The sequence below is a fragment of the Rhizobium sp. WW22 genome (genome assembly GCF_047041135.1).
In the GTDB taxonomy this organism is placed as follows: Bacteria; Pseudomonadota; Alphaproteobacteria; order Rhizobiales; family Rhizobiaceae; genus Rhizobium.
Map to the genome: position 1 here is coordinate 1265164 of NZ_CP178198.1, position 16944 is coordinate 1282107.

The 16944-nt window shown below is 58.5% G+C and carries 13 protein-coding genes and 1 pseudogene; 12 read left to right on the forward strand and 2 right to left on the reverse strand.

Annotated elements, in window-relative coordinates; translation table 11 throughout:
* Positions 1-68 precede the first annotated feature (68 nt).
* Genes bamA through lpxB form a run of 6 tightly spaced genes read left to right on the forward strand, consistent with a single transcriptional unit; the run spans position 69 to position 6861 of the window.
* Positions 69-2402, forward strand: a complete 2334-nt coding sequence (bamA, locus tag ACK83U_RS06375) for an outer membrane protein assembly factor BamA (protein WP_112610211.1) — start codon at positions 69-71, stop codon at positions 2400-2402.
* Between the two features lie 51 nt (positions 2403-2453).
* Positions 2454-3521 carry a UDP-3-O-(3-hydroxymyristoyl)glucosamine N-acyltransferase gene (gene lpxD, locus ACK83U_RS06380; RefSeq protein ID WP_112610213.1) on the forward strand — a complete coding sequence of 356 codons (1068 nt, stop codon included), beginning with the start codon at positions 2454-2456 and terminating at the stop codon, positions 3519-3521.
* Positions 3514-3987 (forward strand): 3-hydroxyacyl-ACP dehydratase FabZ, encoded by a 474-nt coding sequence (gene fabZ / locus ACK83U_RS06385; protein ID WP_112610215.1) that lies wholly within the window; start codon positions 3514-3516, stop codon positions 3985-3987. The genes lpxD and fabZ overlap by 8 nt, the downstream gene beginning before the upstream one ends.
* Entirely contained in the window at positions 3984-4799 is an 816-nt protein-coding gene (lpxA, locus tag ACK83U_RS06390) for an acyl-ACP--UDP-N-acetylglucosamine O-acyltransferase (RefSeq protein ID WP_015339803.1), read from the forward strand. The genes fabZ and lpxA overlap by 4 nt, the downstream gene beginning before the upstream one ends.
* A 2-nt stretch (positions 4800-4801) precedes the next feature.
* On the forward strand, positions 4802-5683 hold the full coding sequence (locus ACK83U_RS06395) for an LpxI family protein (RefSeq protein ID WP_112610217.1): 882 nt from the start codon (positions 4802-4804) through the stop codon (positions 5681-5683).
* The gene (gene lpxB / locus ACK83U_RS06400; RefSeq protein ID WP_112610219.1) at positions 5680-6861 is read left to right on the forward strand and encodes a lipid-A-disaccharide synthase; all 1182 of its coding nucleotides are present in this window, start codon (positions 5680-5682) and stop codon (positions 6859-6861) included. Before ACK83U_RS06395 ends, lpxB begins: the two co-directional genes overlap by 4 nt.
* A 26-nt stretch (positions 6862-6887) precedes the next feature.
* Here lpxB and gltA read toward each other — a convergent pair whose 3' ends face one another.
* Positions 6888-8177 carry a citrate synthase gene (gene gltA / locus ACK83U_RS06405; protein WP_015339806.1) on the reverse strand — a complete coding sequence of 430 codons (1290 nt, stop codon included), beginning with the start codon at positions 8175-8177 and terminating at the stop codon, positions 6888-6890.
* Between the two features lie 291 nt (positions 8178-8468).
* Between gltA and ACK83U_RS06410 the strand changes: the two genes are divergently transcribed.
* Positions 8469-10937 carry a ComEC/Rec2 family competence protein gene (locus tag ACK83U_RS06410; RefSeq protein ID WP_112610221.1) on the forward strand — a complete coding sequence of 823 codons (2469 nt, stop codon included), beginning with the start codon at positions 8469-8471 and terminating at the stop codon, positions 10935-10937.
* Here the strand turns inward: ACK83U_RS06410 and lexA are convergent.
* Entirely contained in the window at positions 10918-11640 is a 723-nt protein-coding gene (gene lexA, locus ACK83U_RS06415) for a transcriptional repressor LexA (RefSeq protein ID WP_112338327.1), read from the reverse strand. The genes ACK83U_RS06410 and lexA overlap by 20 nt on opposite strands.
* 420 nt (positions 11641-12060) lie before the next feature.
* Between lexA and ACK83U_RS06420 the strand changes: the two are divergent.
* The 5 genes and pseudogenes from ACK83U_RS06420 (at position 12061) to pdhA (ending at position 16938) form a co-directional block, all read left to right on the forward strand.
* Positions 12061-12947, forward strand: a pseudogene (locus ACK83U_RS06420) (VOC family protein).
* Positions 12944-13783: a 3-deoxy-8-phosphooctulonate synthase gene (kdsA, locus tag ACK83U_RS06425; RefSeq protein ID WP_112338329.1), complete on the forward strand. Its 840-nt coding sequence runs from the start codon at positions 12944-12946 to the stop codon at positions 13781-13783. Before ACK83U_RS06420 ends, kdsA begins: the two are co-directional and overlap by 4 nt.
* Positions 13784-13931: 148 nt before the next feature.
* The gene (gene eno, locus ACK83U_RS06430; protein WP_112338330.1) at positions 13932-15206 is read left to right on the forward strand and encodes a phosphopyruvate hydratase; all 1275 of its coding nucleotides are present in this window, start codon (positions 13932-13934) and stop codon (positions 15204-15206) included.
* A 219-nt stretch (positions 15207-15425) separates the two neighbouring features.
* Positions 15426-15737: an FtsB family cell division protein gene (locus ACK83U_RS06435; RefSeq protein WP_015339812.1), complete on the forward strand. Its 312-nt coding sequence runs from the start codon at positions 15426-15428 to the stop codon at positions 15735-15737.
* A gap of 157 nt (positions 15738-15894) precedes the next feature.
* Entirely contained in the window at positions 15895-16938 is a 1044-nt protein-coding gene (gene pdhA, locus ACK83U_RS06440; RefSeq protein ID WP_015339813.1) for a pyruvate dehydrogenase (acetyl-transferring) E1 component subunit alpha, read from the forward strand.
* Positions 16939-16944 lie beyond the last annotated feature (6 nt).

The following is a 16944-nucleotide window of genomic DNA, read 5'->3' on the forward strand; positions in this document are numbered from 1 at the left end:
AACGACACACGTGGCCGGAATCGGGTTCGCTCGAGGCTGGGGACGATTGAAAAAAGGTAAGAAGTGAAATGAAGGCTGGTTCAAAATTTTTGAACGCAGTGTCGGCGGTAGCGCTGTCTGCAGGTGTTGTTGCGTCCGGCGCTGGTGTGATCACCCTTGCCTCTGCTTCTGTCGCTGAGGCAGCTGTTATTCAGCGGGTTGACGTTCGCGGTGCTGGGCGCGTCGGCGAGACGGCCGTCCGGGATAATATCACGATCAAGCCCGGCAAGAGCTTCTCCGCCAGTGACATTGATGCTTCGGTGAAGCAGCTCTATGCCACCGGATATTTCTCCGATGTCCACATTACCGTTTCGGGTAGCGCGCTGGTTGTATCGGTCAGCGAAAACAAGCTCATCAACGCTGTGGTCTTCAACGGCAACCGCAAGATCAAGGACGACAAGCTTCAGGGCATCGTCCAGACGCATGCTGCAGGCCCGTATAACGAGGCGACCGTTCAGGCTGACGTCAAGACCATCAAGGATGCCTATGCATCCATCGGTCGTAACGATGTGCAGGTGACCACGCAGACCGCCGAGGTCGCGCCGGGCCGTCTGAACGTGGCCTTCGTCATCAACGAAGGCGAGCGTACCAAGATCGACAAGATCAATTTCTCGGGCAACCAGGCCTATGGCAGCGGTCGCCTTGCTTCGGTCATCGGCACGAAGAAGAGCAACTTCCTCTCGTTCCTGACGCGTAAGGACGTCTACAGCCCCGAGCGCCTGCAGGGCGATCAGGATCAGCTGCGTCAGTTCTACTACAATCATGGTTATGCCGACTTTCGCGTCGTCAGTGCCGATGCGACGCTGAATGAGCAGAACAACGAATACACACTGAATTTCAACGTCGATGAAGGCCCGCGTTACACCTACGGCGACATAAACGTCATCTCGACCGTCGAGGGCATCAATGCCGACGAGCTGAAGGGCCTTGTCATCACCCACAAGGGCGATGTCTACAGCGCCAAGGATATTCAGACTTCGATCGAGAACATTTCCAAGCGCGTCGCGGCTGCCGGCTATCCGTTCGCCCGCATCACGCCGCGCGGCAACCGTGATCTGTCTGGTCATACCATCGGCATCGAATATCTCGTCGACCAGGGTGAGCGCGCCTATGTCGAACGTATCGAAATCCGCGGCAACACGCGCACGCGCGATTACGTCATCCGCCGCGAGTTCGACCTGAACGAAGGCGATGCTTTCAACCAGGAAATGATCACGCGCGCCAAGCGTCGTCTTGATGCGCTCGGCTACTTTACCAAGGTCGATATCTCGACGGCTCAGGGCAGCGCTCCGGACCGCGTCGTTGTTATCGTCAATGTTGAAGATCAGCCGACCGGCTCCTTCGGTATCGGCGCCGGTTACGCTGTCGGCAACAATGGCGGCCTGCTTCTCGAAGCCTCGGTCGAAGAAAAGAACTTCCTCGGTCGCGGTCAGTACATCCGTCTCGCCGCAGGTGCCGGCACGGAAGGCAATCGTACCTACAACATCTCGTTCACCGAGCCTTATTTCCTCGGTTATCGTCTGGCTGCCGGTTTCGATATCTTCAAGAACCAGACGTCGAGCGACGATTACTACGACTATTCGGAAGAAGGCTTCTCGCTGCGCGTCACCGCGCCGATCACCGAGAACCTGGCAACGACGCTGCGCTACAACTACAAGCGCTTGACCTACGACGGTACGAACGATTGGCAGAACAATCTTTCGGCTCCGTATCTCAATCTCGTCGAGAACGGTCCGTGGGTGCAGTCGACGGTTTCGCAGACCTTCACCTACAATACGTTGGACGATCAGAACCTCCCGCGTGAGGGCATCATCGCCAAGTTCACGCATGAATTTGCGGGTCTCGGCGGCGACTCCGACTTCTACAAGCTGAGCGGTAAGGCTCGTTACTACCAGATGATCAGCGACGAAGCCGATATCATCGGCTCGCTGACGGTGGGTGCCGGCTACGTGATGCCGACGAATGGCAAGCTGAACGTCTTCGATCAGTTCACGCTCGGCGGCCGCGAAATCCGCGGCTTCGAGAATGCTGGTATCGGTCCGCGTTCGTCGCATGGCGATCCGCTTGGTGGCACGACTTACTTCACGGCTTCGGCTGAAGCGAGCATGCCAATGCCGGGTGTTCCTCAGGATATCGGTCTGCGTATCGCAGCCTTCGCTGATGCGGGCACGCTCTACGGCAACAAGGCGAATCTCTTCGGCGATACCCTTCATAACGACAGCTCGATCCGCGCATCGCTCGGTGCCGGTCTGATCTGGTCGTCGCCGTTCGGTGTCATCCGCGTTGACTATGCGGTGCCGGTCTTGAAGGAAGATTACGACAAGACTGAGAATTTCCGGTTTGGCATCGCCAACCAGTTCTGATATCGGCAGTCCAGAACTGCGGGCTTGAACACCGTTCTGGAGCTGGTGCTTATGGAACATACTGGTTTTTTCCCGCCCCATGGTGGCGTCAGCTTGAAACAGCTGGCTGAGCATCTTGGGGCGGAACTGGCTGATGCGACCTCTTCGGAGGTCGTCATCAGATCTATCGCTCCCGTCTACCGGGCAGGCGAAGGTGACATTTGTTATATCCTTTCCCGAAAGAATCGTGGTGAGCTGGAGACCTGCAAGGCTTCGGCGATCATTTGCCTTCCGGCGCTGAGATCTTTCGTCCCCGATCACATCCCGGTACTTCTGTCGAAGAAGCCGCATACGGATTTCGCCATTGCCGGTGCATTGCTGCATCCGCAAGCCATGAGGCCGGTTACGTTTACCGCGAATCCGACGACGATTTCGCCCGCCGCGACGATCGATGCGACCGCTAAGCTGGAGGCCAATGTCGGCATCGAGCCGGGTGCAATTATTGGCCCGGGTGCAGAGATCGGCGAGGGGACTTATATCGGCCCTAACGCTCTCATCGGGCCGGGTGTCAAAATCGGGCGCAATTGCAGCATCGGCGGCGGTGCGAGCGTGCTCTGCGCCTATCTCGGCAACGGCGTCATCGTCCACAATGGCACGCGCATCGGTCAGGACGGTTTTGGCTATGCGCCGGGACCGCGTGGCATGATCAAGATCGTGCAGATCGGCCGCGTCATCATCCAGGACAATGTCGAGATCGGCGCCAATACTACGATCGATCGCGGCACCATGGATGATACCGTGATCGGCGAAGGCACGAAGATCGACAATCAGGTCCAGATCGGACATAACGTCCGCATTGGCCGTCACTGCGCTATCGTCAGTCAGGTCGGCATTGCCGGCAGCACGGTGATCGGCGATGGTGTGCAGATCGGCGGCCAGGCGGGCCTCAACGGGCATATCCACATCGGCGACGGCGTGCAGATCGGCGCCAAGAGCGGCGTGATGAACAGCATCCCGGCGGGCGAGCGCTATGCGGGCCTTCCGGCGCGGCCGCTATGGGATTTTCTAAGGGAATCGGCGGAGATCGCAAAGCGGTCAGGAGCCAGAGACAAGAAAGACGGGAGTGCGGAGCATGACTGAGGAAGCCAAGGCGTCGTTGTCGTCGGCTGACGTTCTGGAAATTATGAAGCTTTTGCCGCATCGCTATCCCTTCTTGATGGTCGACAAGATCATCGAGATCGATAGCGATAATTCCGCGATCGGCATCAAGAACGTGACGGCCAACGAGCCGCAGTTCACGGGGCATTTTCCCGGTTCTCCGATCATGCCGGGCGTATTGCTCATCGAGGGTATGGCGCAGACTGCGGGTGCGATCTGCGCCCGCAAGGATGGCATCGGCGGCAACCTCGTCTACTTCATGACGATCGACAACGCCCGCTTCCGCAGGCCAGTTGTTCCGGGCGACCGCGTCGAGTTCCACGTCGTCAAGCAGAAGCAGCGTGGCACCATCTGGAAGTTCCATTGCGATGCCAAGGTCGACGGTTCTCTGGTGGCCGAGGCTGATATCGGTGCGATGATCGTACGGAAGGATCAGGAACAGGCATGAGCAGCATCGCAAAGAGCGCCCGCATTCATAAGCTGGCGGTTGTCGAGGACGGCGCGGTCGTCGGCGAGAATGTTGTTGTCGGCCCGCTCTGCTATGTCGGTCCCAAAGTCGTTCTGCACGACGATATTCAGTTGCTCAATAATGCAGTCGTGACTGGCCGCACGACGATCGGTAAGGGAACGAAGATCTTTCCGATGGCCGTTGTGGGCGGTGATCCGCAGAGCGTTCACCATCACGGCGAAGAGACTACGCTTGATGTCGGTGAGAACTGCACGATCCGCGAAGGCGTGACGATTAACACCGGTACGGCCGATTACGGCGGCAGGACGATCGTCGGCAACAACAATCTCTTCCTCGCCAATTCGCATGTCGCACATGATTGCCGTGTCGGTAACAATGTCATCATGTCGAACAATGTGATGCTGGCGGGACACGTCACCATTGAAGACCGTGCAATCCTCGGTGGTGGTTGTGCTGTGCATCAGTTCACGCGTATCGGCAGGCAAGCCTTCATTGGGGGGCTTACGGCAGCCAGCTACGATGTCATCCCTTATGGCATGTTGAACGGCAATCCTGGCGTGTTGTCAGGATTGAATGTCGTCGGGATGAGCCGCGCAGGGATAGATCGCGCCGTCATTCACCGCGTTCGCCGCGCCTACAAGAGCATCTTCGAAGGCGAAGGATCCATTCGCGACAATGCAGCGGCTATCCGCGAAGAATATGCCGATTGCAAGGAAGTGATGGAAATTCTCGATTTCATTGCTGCCGAAAGCGACCGTGCGCTTTCATCGCCGAATCGCGGCAAGAGTTGAGGGTGGTTTCGGCCAGCGAAAACGGCAAGGGCAGACTGGCGATCATCGCTGGCAGTGGGCTTTTGCCGGTTTACGTCGCCGATGCCGCCCGCCACGCCGGAGAGAATCCTGTCATTATTGCTTTGACTGACGAAGCGGACCGCGACTGGTCTGCCTTCGATCATGCCAATCTTGGCGTCGGCAATTTTGCCGGTCTCGAGGCAATGTTCCGCCGGCACGGTGTCGATCGTGTTGTCATGTCGGGCGGTGTTGCACGACGTCCTTCGTGGCGTCAGGTGCATCCGACCTGGCGCGTCATCAAGGAATTACCCTCCACGATCCGCACTCTTCTTTCGGGAGGGGACAACGCCGTTCTGCAGATGGTCATACGACTGATCGAGGCCGGCGGCGTTCGTGTCGTGGGTGCGCATGAAATTGCGCCGGATCTTTTGGCGGCGACGGGGCCACTTGGAAAATTCTCGCCGGCGAAAGAGGATCTGCGCGATATTGCCCAGGGCGCAAGGGCCGCGGATGCGCTGGGGCTTTTGGATGTCGGACAGGGCGCTGTCAGCGTCGGAGGCCGCGTTGTCGCGCTCGAGGGCGCCGAGGGTACTGACAGGATGATCGAGCGAGTTGCCGAACTGCGTGCGGCCGGACGCATCTCGACGCGCCGTCGTGGCGTGCTCGTCAAACTCTGCAAGCCGCAGCAGGATATCCGGGCTGATCTGCCGTCGATCGGCGTGTCTACGGTATCGAATGCCAAGAAGGCTGGACTGGCCGGCATCGCCGTCGAAGCCGGCAGAGCGCTGATCCTCGACCGGCAAGCGGTAATTGCCGCTGCCGACGAGGCCGGCATTTTCGTCTGCGGCATCGATCGCGGCCTCAGCGCCGAGGGCTTCATGTGAGCGCGGCGCCTTTGAAGCTTGCCGTCGTTGCCGGAGAAGTCTCCGGCGATCTCTTGGGTGGCGATCTCGTCGCGGCCCTGAAGCGGCGTCACGGTGGTGCGGTCGAGCTGGTGGGCGTCGGTGGCGAGGCGCTGGAGGCACAAGGTCTCCGCTCGCTCTTCGATTACTCCGAGCTCTCGATCATGGGCTTCATTCAGGTCATCAAGCGGCTGCCAAAGCTACTGGCCCGCATCCGACAGACGGCAGATGCGATCGTTGCCGCAAAGCCCGATGTGCTTCTGATCATCGATAGCCCCGATTTCACTCATCGCGTTGCCAAGCGTGTGCGCAAGGCACTGCCCAACCTGCCAATCATCGATTACGTCTGCCCCAGCGTCTGGGCATGGAAGGAATATCGCGCGCAGAAGATGCTCGCTTACGTCGACCATGTACTGGCCGTATTGCCGTTCGAGCCTGCTGCCATGGAGCGGCTGGGCGGTCCGGCAACTACGTATGTCGGCCACCGCCTGACGGTCGATGCTAATCTGCTGGAAACTCGCCGTCAGCGCGCCTTGCGCGGTCTGGCAGGCCCCGATGCCCAAAAGACGATCCTGCTTCTGCCCGGATCGCGTGCATCGGAGATTCGGCAGCTACTACCGGTTTTTGAGCAGGCTATCGAAGAACTTAGCCGGAGAAATAGAAATCTTCGTTTTCTGCTGCCGACAGTGCCGAAGCAGGAGGCGTTGGTTCGTTCGCTGACGGAAAAATGGCAGGTCAAGCCGGATATCTTTGTCGGTCAGGACGCCAAGTGGAGCGCCTTTGCTGGGGCCGATGCTGCCATGGCCGCCTCCGGAACCGTGATCCTGGAATTGGGCCTAGCCGGGGTTCCGGTGGTTTCGACCTATAAGACCGAATGGCTGGCGAAATTCGTGCTGTCGCGGATCAAGATCTGGACGGCCGCCTTGCCGAACCTCATCGCCGACTATGCTGTACTGCCGGAGCTCATCAATGATGTTCTGCGGCCGGGCATGCTGGCCCGCTATATGGAGCGGCTGGCGAGCGAGACGCCGGAGCGTGTGGCGATGTTGGCGGGTTACGATCTGGTCTGGGAGCGAATGCAGACCGAGGAGCCGCCCGGCGATAAGGCGGCGCAGATTGTTCTGGATGTTCTAGCCCATAAAAAAACCGGTCATCTCTGACCGGTTTTTTGTTTCAATACCGAAGCTTAGCGCTTGGAAACAGGCACATATTCGCGCAGCGGAGCACCGGTGTAGAGCTGGCGCGGACGGCCGATGCGCTGATGCGGATCTTCGATCATTTCGTTCCACTGGGCGATCCAGCCGACGGTGCGGGCAAGAGCGAAGAGAACGGTGAACATGGTGGTGGGGAAGCCGAGAGCCTTCAGCGTGATGCCGGAATAGAAGTCGACGTTCGGGTACAGCTTCTTCTCGATGAAATATTCGTCCGTCAAAGCGATGCGCTCCAGCTCGATCGCGATGTCGAGCAGCGGATCGTCCTTGATGCCGAGTTCGCCGAGAACTTCGTGCGCCGTCTTCTGCATGATCTTGGCACGCGGGTCGTAGTTCTTGTAGACGCGGTGACCGAAGCCCATCAGGCGGAACGGGTCGTTCTTGTCCTTGGCGCGGGCGATGAATTCCGGAATGCGGTCGACCGTGCCGATTTCGTTCAGCATGTTCAGGGCCGCTTCGTTGGCGCCGCCGTGAGCCGGTCCCCAGAGGCAGGCGATGCCTGCTGCGATACAGGCAAACGGATTGGCACCGGAAGAACCAGCCAGGCGAACCGTCGAAGTCGAGGCGTTCTGCTCGTGATCTGCATGCAGGATGAAGATGCGGTCCATGGCGCGGGCAAGCACCGGGTTGACGACATATTCTTCGCACGGAACGGCAAAGCACATGCGCAGGAAGTTCGACGCATAGTCGAGGTCATTCTTCGGATAAACGAAGGGCTGGCCGATATGGTACTTATAGGCCATGGCGGCAAGCGTCGGCATCTTGGCGATCATGCGCAGGCTTGCGACCATGCGCTGGTGCGGATCGGTGATGTCGGTCGAGTCGTGATAGAAGGCGGAGAGCGCGCCGACACAGCCGCACATGACGGCCATCGGATGCGCGTCGCGGCGGAAGCCGGTGAAGAAGCGCGACATCTGCTCGTGCACCATCGTGTGGTGGGTCACACGATAGTCGAAGTCCTTCTTCTGCGCTGCCGTCGGCAGTTCGCCGTAGAGAAGGAGGTAGCAGACTTCGAGGAAATCGCCGTGTTCGGCCAGCTGATCGATCGGATAGCCGCGGTGCAGCAGAACGCCTTCGTCGCCATCGATATAGGTGATGCTCGACTCGCACGATGCGGTGGAGGTGAAACCAGGATCGTAAGTGAAAGTGGAGGTGTTCTTGTAAAGGGCACCAATATCAATGACACTCGGGCCGATGGTTCCGGTCTTGACCGGCAGGTCCACCGTCTTTTCACCCCAAGTTAGTTTCGCGCTTTGTTCCGTCATGCTGATCCTCCAAGATTTGGCGGGATTGACGCCATAAAAAGCGCCAAAAGGTTAAGCGACTACCGACTAGCTATATGATCCAGAGCCTAATGCCAAGTTATCCTAACGCCAAATTGTGCAATGCAGTATCAACTTTTGGGCACTGCAGAAGCGTCCTTTCGTATGCTACGCCGGGAAACCGGTCCAATTGAGCTTTGTTCCCGCCGATTTCAGTTGAATTCACTGGATGGTGACGGCACAAATCGCGCAGAAGCTGTAATTTGGTGCGGGGGCAGTCAGCGAGTGCCTAATTTGGAGGCATCCGACCAGCAGGAAGAGAGCAGGGACGTCACCGCGTCTCCGCAACCTCACGCCTTTTCCGCCACCATTATCCTCCGCGCCAAAGCACAACAATGGGAACGAACACAGGATCAGGCGCCGCTGACGTCGCGTTTGCTGCGTGTTCCGAAGCGCCTTGGAACCGCTGTCCTCGGCTTGATTGCGGAGGAGGCAGCCCATGGCCGCGCTGTTCTTTTCGCGCCGATCTATATGGGTTTGGGTGCGATTATCTGGTTCGAGGCGCAAGTCGATCCGCCTCCGCAGGCGTTTCTCGCAGGCCTCGTTCTGTTTGCTTTGGGCTTTTTGCTAAAGCGCGATGCGGGCAGGCTGCTTCATCACACGCTTTTCGCCGGTATGCTCATCTGCCTGGGCCTGGCGCTCGCGCAGTGGGAAAGTTGGCGGGTTTCCACCGTCATGCTCGACTCGGCCGTGACGACGACCGTGACCGGGCAGATCGAGCGACGGGAATCCTATGACAATGGGCGCTGGCGCTATATCGTCCGCGTCGAGGCAACGGAAAAACCCTCTATCCGCCGCGCGCCGCAGCGGGTTACGGTCTTCGTGCGCAAGCAGGCGGAGCCGTTCGATCTGGGGGATCGGATCCGGGGCAGGGCGCGCCTGACGCCTCCGGCCGGACCGGCATTGGCGGGTCTCAACGATTTTGCCTTCAGCTCCTATTTCAACGGCATCGGCGCGAATGGCTTTGCCTACGGAACGCCGGAATTATTATCACCATCTAGTGATAATGCCGCCGGCTCGTTACTAGATGCGGCCGATATCTGGCTCGCTGGCCTGCGCAATAGCATCGGCGACCGCATCAGGCAAACCTTGCCAGGAGATACCGGCGCCTTTGCAGCGGCGCTTGTCACCGATGAGAGACGTGCGATCTCGAAGGATACGACCGAAGCCCTGAGAATTGCCGGCCTGACCCACATCATTGCAATTTCCGGCCTCAACATGGCGCTGTCGGCTGGCATTTTCTATGTCGGTCTGCGCTATTTGTTCAGCCTGTTTCCCGGTGTCGTCCAGGCTTGGCCGACGAAGAAGTTCGCAGCCTTCGGCGCGCTTCTAACGGTAACGGCCTATTACCTCATTTCCGGATTCGGCGTCTCCGCCGAACGCGCCTTCATCATGATGGCGATCATGCTGGTGGCCGTGCTTTTCGACAGGCCATCCATCAGCTTGCGCAATGTGGCGCTCTCAGCCATCGTCATCCTAGTCTTGTCACCGTCTCAGGTACTCGGTCCGAGTTTCCAGATGTCTTACGCCGCTACGCTGGCGCTGGTATCAGGCTATTCGCTCTGGAAACGACGGCGGCATCGCGAAAACATCCTGCCGCGCATCCGTCTGTTAAGTCCGCTACTGTTCGTCACACGCTTCTTTGGAGGCGTGATGTCGACCTCGTTCATCGGCGGTGCGTCGACGGCCATTTTCTCGATCGAGCATTTTCACCGGTTGGCGACATATGGACTTGCTGCCAACCTTGCGGCCATGCCCGTCGTCTCTTTCATCGTCATGCCCTTCGGTATGATGGCGATGCTGCTGATGCCTTTCGGAATCGATGGACCGTTCTGGAAAGTCACCGGTGAGGGACTGGAGCTTGTGATCGCTGTTGCAAAAACGGTGGCTGGGTGGGGAGGTGACATTACCTTCGGTCGCCAGCCCGGCTGGCTGATGCCGACTTTCATCGCTGGCTTCCTGACCATGAGCATGCTGCGGACCCGGCTTCGCCATCTGGGCCTGTTGCTGCTGCTGTCATCTGTCGGTGTAGCCGCGTTCGGCTCTGGTGTGCCGAAGCCGGATCTGATGATCTCGGAAGATGGCATTCTGGTTGCCTTGCGCCAGAACGATATCCTCGCCACCAATCGCGAGAGACCGCAGGCCTTCATCTTCGAGCAATGGCAGAAAGCGCTCGTCGCGGCCGAACATCAACCGCCGACCATGCTCCCGACCGATAGCCGGCTTCCGCAGATCAGCAAGACGGATCGGCATAAGCGATTAAGCAATGACGAGCAGAAGGCGGTCCGCACCGCAATGGAAGAAGCTTTAGACCGCACCATGCAAGGCAGCTTTGCCTGTCAGAAGGGAGCATGGTGTGTCGCCATGCTCGAAAACGGCGCGATATTGGTCACCATCGAGAACGCAGCCTATCTGCCCACGGCTTGCGACACCGGGAATATTATCGTGACGCCAATCCGGCTGCGGCTGGACCATTGCCGCTCCGGAGCAACGCTCATAACCGGTGCGACATTGCGCAAAACCGGCTCCATCGAAATGGTGCTTTCCGTAGACAAGCCCATCATCTCAGCCGCATTCAACAACCCGCAGCGCCCATGGACCAGGCATCGAACCTATGATTGGCGCACCGACAAATTCGACGCGCCAATTGCAAAGGCACCACCAGTTCTGGACAATTCACCGGTCAGTGATAGCGACGAATAAGGCCGACGAGCTTGCCCTGAACTTTGACGCGATCCGGCCCGAAGATGCGGGTTTCATAGGCTGGGTTGGCGGCTTCCAGCGCGATGGAGGCACCCTTGCGACGGAAGCGCTTCAAGGTAGCTTCTTCATCGTCGACGAGTGCAACGACGATATCGCCGGGATTGGCCGTCGTCGAATTGCGGATGATGACCGTGTCGCCGTCGAAAATTCCGGCATCGATCATCGAATCCCCGCGAACTTCGAGCGCATAATGTTCGCCGGAGCCGAGCATGTCGGCGGGAACGGTAATGTCGTGCGTATTGTTCTGGATTGCCGAGATCGGAACGCCGGCGGCGATGCGGCCCATCACAGGTACGGACGCCGAGCCGTTGTGATCGTCATTTGCCACTTTCGACGGAGCGGGCGGGGCAACGGGCTGCGGCTTGCCGAGGCTGCCCTCGATGACGCTGGGCGAAAAACCGCGGCGCTGTTGCAGGCTCGGATTATAGGCGTCGGGAAGCTTGATGACTTCGAGCGCTCTGGCCCGGTTCGGCAGCCTGCGGATGAAACCTCGCTCCTCCAGCGCCGTGATCAGGCGGTGAATGCCGGATTTGGATGCCAGATCCAGTGCATCCTTCATCTCGTCGAAGGATGGCGGAACACCGGATTCCTTCATGCGTTCGTGAATGAAGAGAAGCAGTTCCTGCTGCTTGCGCGTCAACATCGTCTTGGAACCTCAGAATCAAGAAAAGCCGTGAAACAAATCCAGAACGGACACTATATGTTCCATATGTGTTCCGCAAGTGCTTAAATTTCGGTAAAGCCTTGTGGGGGCAGTTAAATAATTACCATTTGCGAATGGATCGGATCGGAACATCGAGGCGCCATATCTGCGTTAACCCATGGAAAAATATGAGAAATGCCGCTCTGTTCGCTTCCAGGGCCTTGTCGTTCAGTCCGTGCGCCCAGCATTTGGATCAAAGTGCCGCGCTACTGCATGAGCCGGCTATGGGAGAGAATCAGCAATCACGTTTGCGAGATCGCCTTCGATCCATGTCGTGTGCTTCGGGATGTTCCATCCTTCCATCTTGAATTGCTTGGGGGATGGGCGCAAATCTGCTTCCGCAAGCAAACAGGAGAAGCCATGATTTCGTCTCCGCATCCGCTGGATCATCTCGTGCTGCCGACCGTCAACATCGCTCTGGCGCGCGAACGTCTCGGCAAGCTCGGTTTCACCGTGGCTCCAGATGCGTGCCATCCCTTTGGCACTCAGAATGCCTGCGTCTTCCTTGCCGATAAAACCTATCTCGAACCTCTGGGCGTCGCATCTCCGGAGCAATGCGAGAAGAGCATCGTGGATGGCAATGTTTTCGTCGCGCGCGATCAGGCTTATCGTTTCCGGGTGGGGGATGATGGCTTCTCGGCCGTGGTATTCGGTACGGATGATGCGGTGGCGGATGACAAGCGTTTCAACGCGGCGGCGATTTCGGCGGGGCGAATGCTGGATTTCTCCCGTCCGATGAGATGCCGGATGGAACCGAAACCACGGCAGGCTTTCGTCTTGCCCTTGCCGCCGATCTGCGCGCGCCGGATTTTCTCGCTTTCTGCTGTCAGCGCATCAATCCGCTGCCGGCTGATCGCAGCGCGCTCGAGCGTCACGAGAACGGCGTGACTGGTATCGCGCGGGTAGCGCTTTGCGCGCCGAAGCCGGCGGTCTATCGCGGTTTCTTCGAAGAGGTTGTCGGCGACCCACGCATTATGGAACATTCCTTTGGCCTGACGATCAGGACTGCCAATGCCGATCTCGAGATTTTGACGCCGGAAGGAATGGAGGCATTCTATGATCTGCCTGTTCGCACGAATGATCCGGGGCTCAGGGCGCGGGCAATCCTTTTCAAAACGCGCGATCTTTCCGTGACATCGTCGCATTTCACTGCTAACGGCGTCACCTATACGCGTAAGAACAATCGTCTATTGGCGAGGTTGGCGCCCGGTCAGGGCGCATTGTTCGCCTTTGAGGAGATAAAATGAGCACAAATTCCGAAGTCACCGTCGGCGAGGGCGCCTCCAAGGTCCTTTTTTCCAATACTGCAAAGCTGTCGCTGATCGCCGGTCCCTGCCAGATGGAAAGCCGCGACCATGCTTTCATGGTTGCCGGCGTTTTGAAGGAACTTTGCGGCAAGCTGGGCATCGGCCTCGTCTACAAGTCCTCCTTCGACAAGGCGAACCGTACATCGCTGTCGGGCAAGCGCGGCATCGGGCTGGAAAAGGCGCTGGAAGTCTTTGAAGACCTGAAGAAGGAATATGGCTTCCCGGTCCTGACCGACATCCACACGGAAGAGCAGTGCGCCATCGTTTCCAAGACGGTCGATATACTGCAGATCCCGGCTTTCCTGTCGCGCCAGACAGACCTTTTGGTTGCCGCTGCCAAGACCGGCCGCGTGGTCAACGTCAAGAAGGGCCAGTTCCTGGCGCCATGGGATATGAAGAACGTGCTTGCCAAGCTGAACGAAAGCGGCAATCCGAATATTCTTCTTTGCGAGCGCGGCGCCTCCTTTGGTTACAATACGCTTGTTTCCGACATGCGCTCGCTGCCGATCATGGCGGCGATGGGCGCGCCCGTCATCTTCGACGCGACCCATTCCGTGCAGCAGCCAGGCGGACAGGGCGGTTCGACCGGCGGCGATCGCCGGTTCGTCGAGACGCTGGCGCGCGCCGCCGTTGCCGTCGGTGTCGCAGGCGTTTTTGTCGAGACGCATGAGGATCCGGACAATGCACCATCCGATGGCCCGAACATGGTCTATCTGAAGGATATGCCGCGGCTTCTGGAGAAGCTGCTGGCCTTCGACGCCATCGCCAAGGCCTGAAATAAAGCCGGCATTCAACAGGCTGACATGAACTTGCGTTACGGGCCTGCAGGAGTGCCAAATCGCGGCGCGGATCGCCATTGAAATTTCCGCGCCTTCGATTAAGACGATTTAAATCGATTTATAAACCAGCGAGCAGGGAGCTATCATGACCGCAATCACCGACATTATCGCCCGCGAGATTCTCGACAGCCGTGGCAATCCGACTGTCGAAGTCGATGTCTACCTCGAAGATGGCAGCATGGGCCGCGCGGCGGTTCCGTCGGGTGCGTCGACCGGCGCGCATGAAGCTGTAGAGCTTCGCGATGGCGGCAAGCGCTACCATGGCAAGGGTGTCGAGAAGGCCGTCGAAGCCGTCAATTCGGAAATCTTCGACGCGATCGGCGGCATGGATGCCGAAAACCAGATCCAGCTCGACAACATCATGATCGAGCTCGACGGCACGCCGAACAAGTCGCGCCTCGGCGCCAATGCCATCCTCGGCGTCTCGCTCGCCGTTGCCAAGGCTGCTGCCCAGAGCGCCAACCTGCCGCTCTACCGTTATGTCGGCGGCGCTCATGCCCGCCTGCTGCCAGTCCCGATGATGAACATCATCAACGGTGGCGCCCATGCCGACAACCCGATCGACTTCCAGGAATTCATGATCCTGCCGATCGGCGCTGACTCGATCCGCGAAGCCGTCCGCATGGGTTCGGAAGTCTTCCACGTTCTGAAGAAGGAACTGGCATCGCAGGGCCACAACACTAACGTCGGTGACGAAGGTGGTTTCGCACCGGGCCTTTCCAGCGCCCCGGCAGCTCTCGACTTCATCATGAAGTCGATCGAGAAGGCCGGCTACAAGCCGGGCGAAGAAATTGCTCTCGGCCTCGATTGCGCTTCGACCGAATTCTTCAAGGACGGCAAGTATGTTCTCGAGGGCGAAGGCCGCACGCTGGAATCCGGCGCCATGGCTGAATACCTCGCAGAACTCGCAGCCAAGTACCCGATCGTTTCGATCGAAGACGGCATGGCTGAAGACGATTGGGAAGGCTGGAAGACGCTGACCGACCTCATCGGCAAGAAGACCCAGCTCGTCGGCGACGACCTGTTCGTCACCAACTCTGCCCGCCTGCGCGATGGTATCGGCATGGGTGTAGCCAACTCGATCCTCGTCAAGGTCAACCAGATCGGCTCGCTGACCGAGACCCTCGACGCCGTGGAAACTGCGCACAAGGCGAACTACACCGCCGTCATGTCGCACCGCTCCGGCGAAACGGAAGATTCCACGATCGCCGATCTCGCTGTCGCCACCAACTGCGGGCAGATCAAGACCGGCTCGCTGTCGCGTTCGGACCGTCTTGCCAAGTACAACCAGCTCATCCGTATCGAGGAAGCGCTCGGCCCGCAGGCAAAATATGCCGGCCGCTCTATCCTGCGCGGTTGATATCTGATTTGTCGGATCCATCTGGATCCGCGGCCAGATTGTTCGCTTGGATTGAACCGCGCCTTCGGGCGCGGTTTTTTGTTGGCCCTGGCAGTTAGAGTCAACGGACGGTTAATCTCTGCCGGTTATCTTGGCTCCAGGTATTTGATTTCATGTGATCTTGTTTGGGCCGAATGGGCTGTGAGGAGATCGCGCAAAGCCAGAGCGTGACGAGCGAGTATGTGGACAAAGTATCATAAGAAGAGAAGGTTCGGCCGTCTCATCCTTCCCGCCATCACCATCGCTTTTGTGAGCTACTTCGGTTATCATTGCATTCATGGCGATTACGGCCTGAAGGCGACTGAGGTTTTCGAGCAGCGCCGCGTCGACCGTGCCAAGGAGCTGGCTGATCTTGTCGCCAGGCGCGAGCACCTTGAAAAGGAGGTCGCGCTGTTGAGCGATGGCTCTCTGGATAAGGATATGCTCGATCAATATGCGCGCTACCAGTTGACCTATTCCAAGGCGAACGAGATCGTCATCTTCAATAAATAGCCACAATTAACCGAATTCCGGTTAATTGCGTTTTTGTGAGTTATATCAATAACTTGCGGTGAATATGAGCCATGCAATTATAGCATTGCTGTGGCGGACAATCTTCCCTATGTTACGCCTCACCAAAAAACGAGGCTACTCACACAGGGAGGGTTGAATGGCGCCGCGAAAGAACGCGACCGTTTCCAGCCGTAAAACAGCATCAAGGCCTGCCAAGGAAACCAATGGCGGCCCGATCGCAGATTTCGATCGTGATGCAGAGCTCAAGGCTTATCGTGAGATGCTCCTGATCCGCCGCTTCGAAGAAAAGGCCGGCCAGCTTTACGGCATGGGCTTCATCGGCGGCTTCTGTCACCTTTACATCGGTCAGGAAGCAGTAGTCGTCGGCATGCAGCTGGCGCTGAAGGATGGCGATCAGGTCATTACCGGCTATCGCGACCATGGCCATATGCTGGCGACCGGCATGAGCGCGCGCGGCGTCATGGCCGAGCTCACCGGACGCCAGGGCGGCTATTCCCGAGGGAAGGGCGGCTCCATGCACATGTTCTCCAAGGAAAAGAACTTCTACGGCGGTCATGGCATCGTCGGCGCACAGGTCTCGCTCGGCACCGGCCTTGGCTTTGCCAACTGGTATCGCGGCAATGACAATGTCAGCGTCGCCTATTTCGGTGACGGTGCCGCCAACCAGGGCCAGGTCTACGAAAGCTTCAACATGGCGCAGCTCTGGAAGCTGCCCGTGATCTTCGTGATCGAAAACAACCGCTACGCCATGGGCACCTCGACCGCTCGCGCCACAGCCCAGGCTGATTTCTCCAAGCGTGGCGCCTCCTTCGGCATTCCCGGTATTCAGGTCGATGGTATGGACGTTCGCGCCGTCAAGGCTGCGGCTGACGAAGCCGTTGCGCATTGCCGCTCCGGCAAGGGGCCGATCATTCTGGAAATGCTGACCTACCGCTACCGCGGTCACTCCATGTCCGACCCGGCGAAGTACCGTTCCAAGGATGAAGTGCAGAAGATGCGCTCCGAGCACGATCCGATCGAGCAGGTCCGTATTCGCTTGCTCGAAAAGGGCTGGGCGACCGAGGACGATCTGAAGGATATCGACAAGGATGTCCGCGACATCGTCGCAGACAGCGCCGATTTCGCCCAGAACGATCCGGAGCCGGATGCATCCGAGCTCTACACCGACATTCTGCTCTAAATCGGG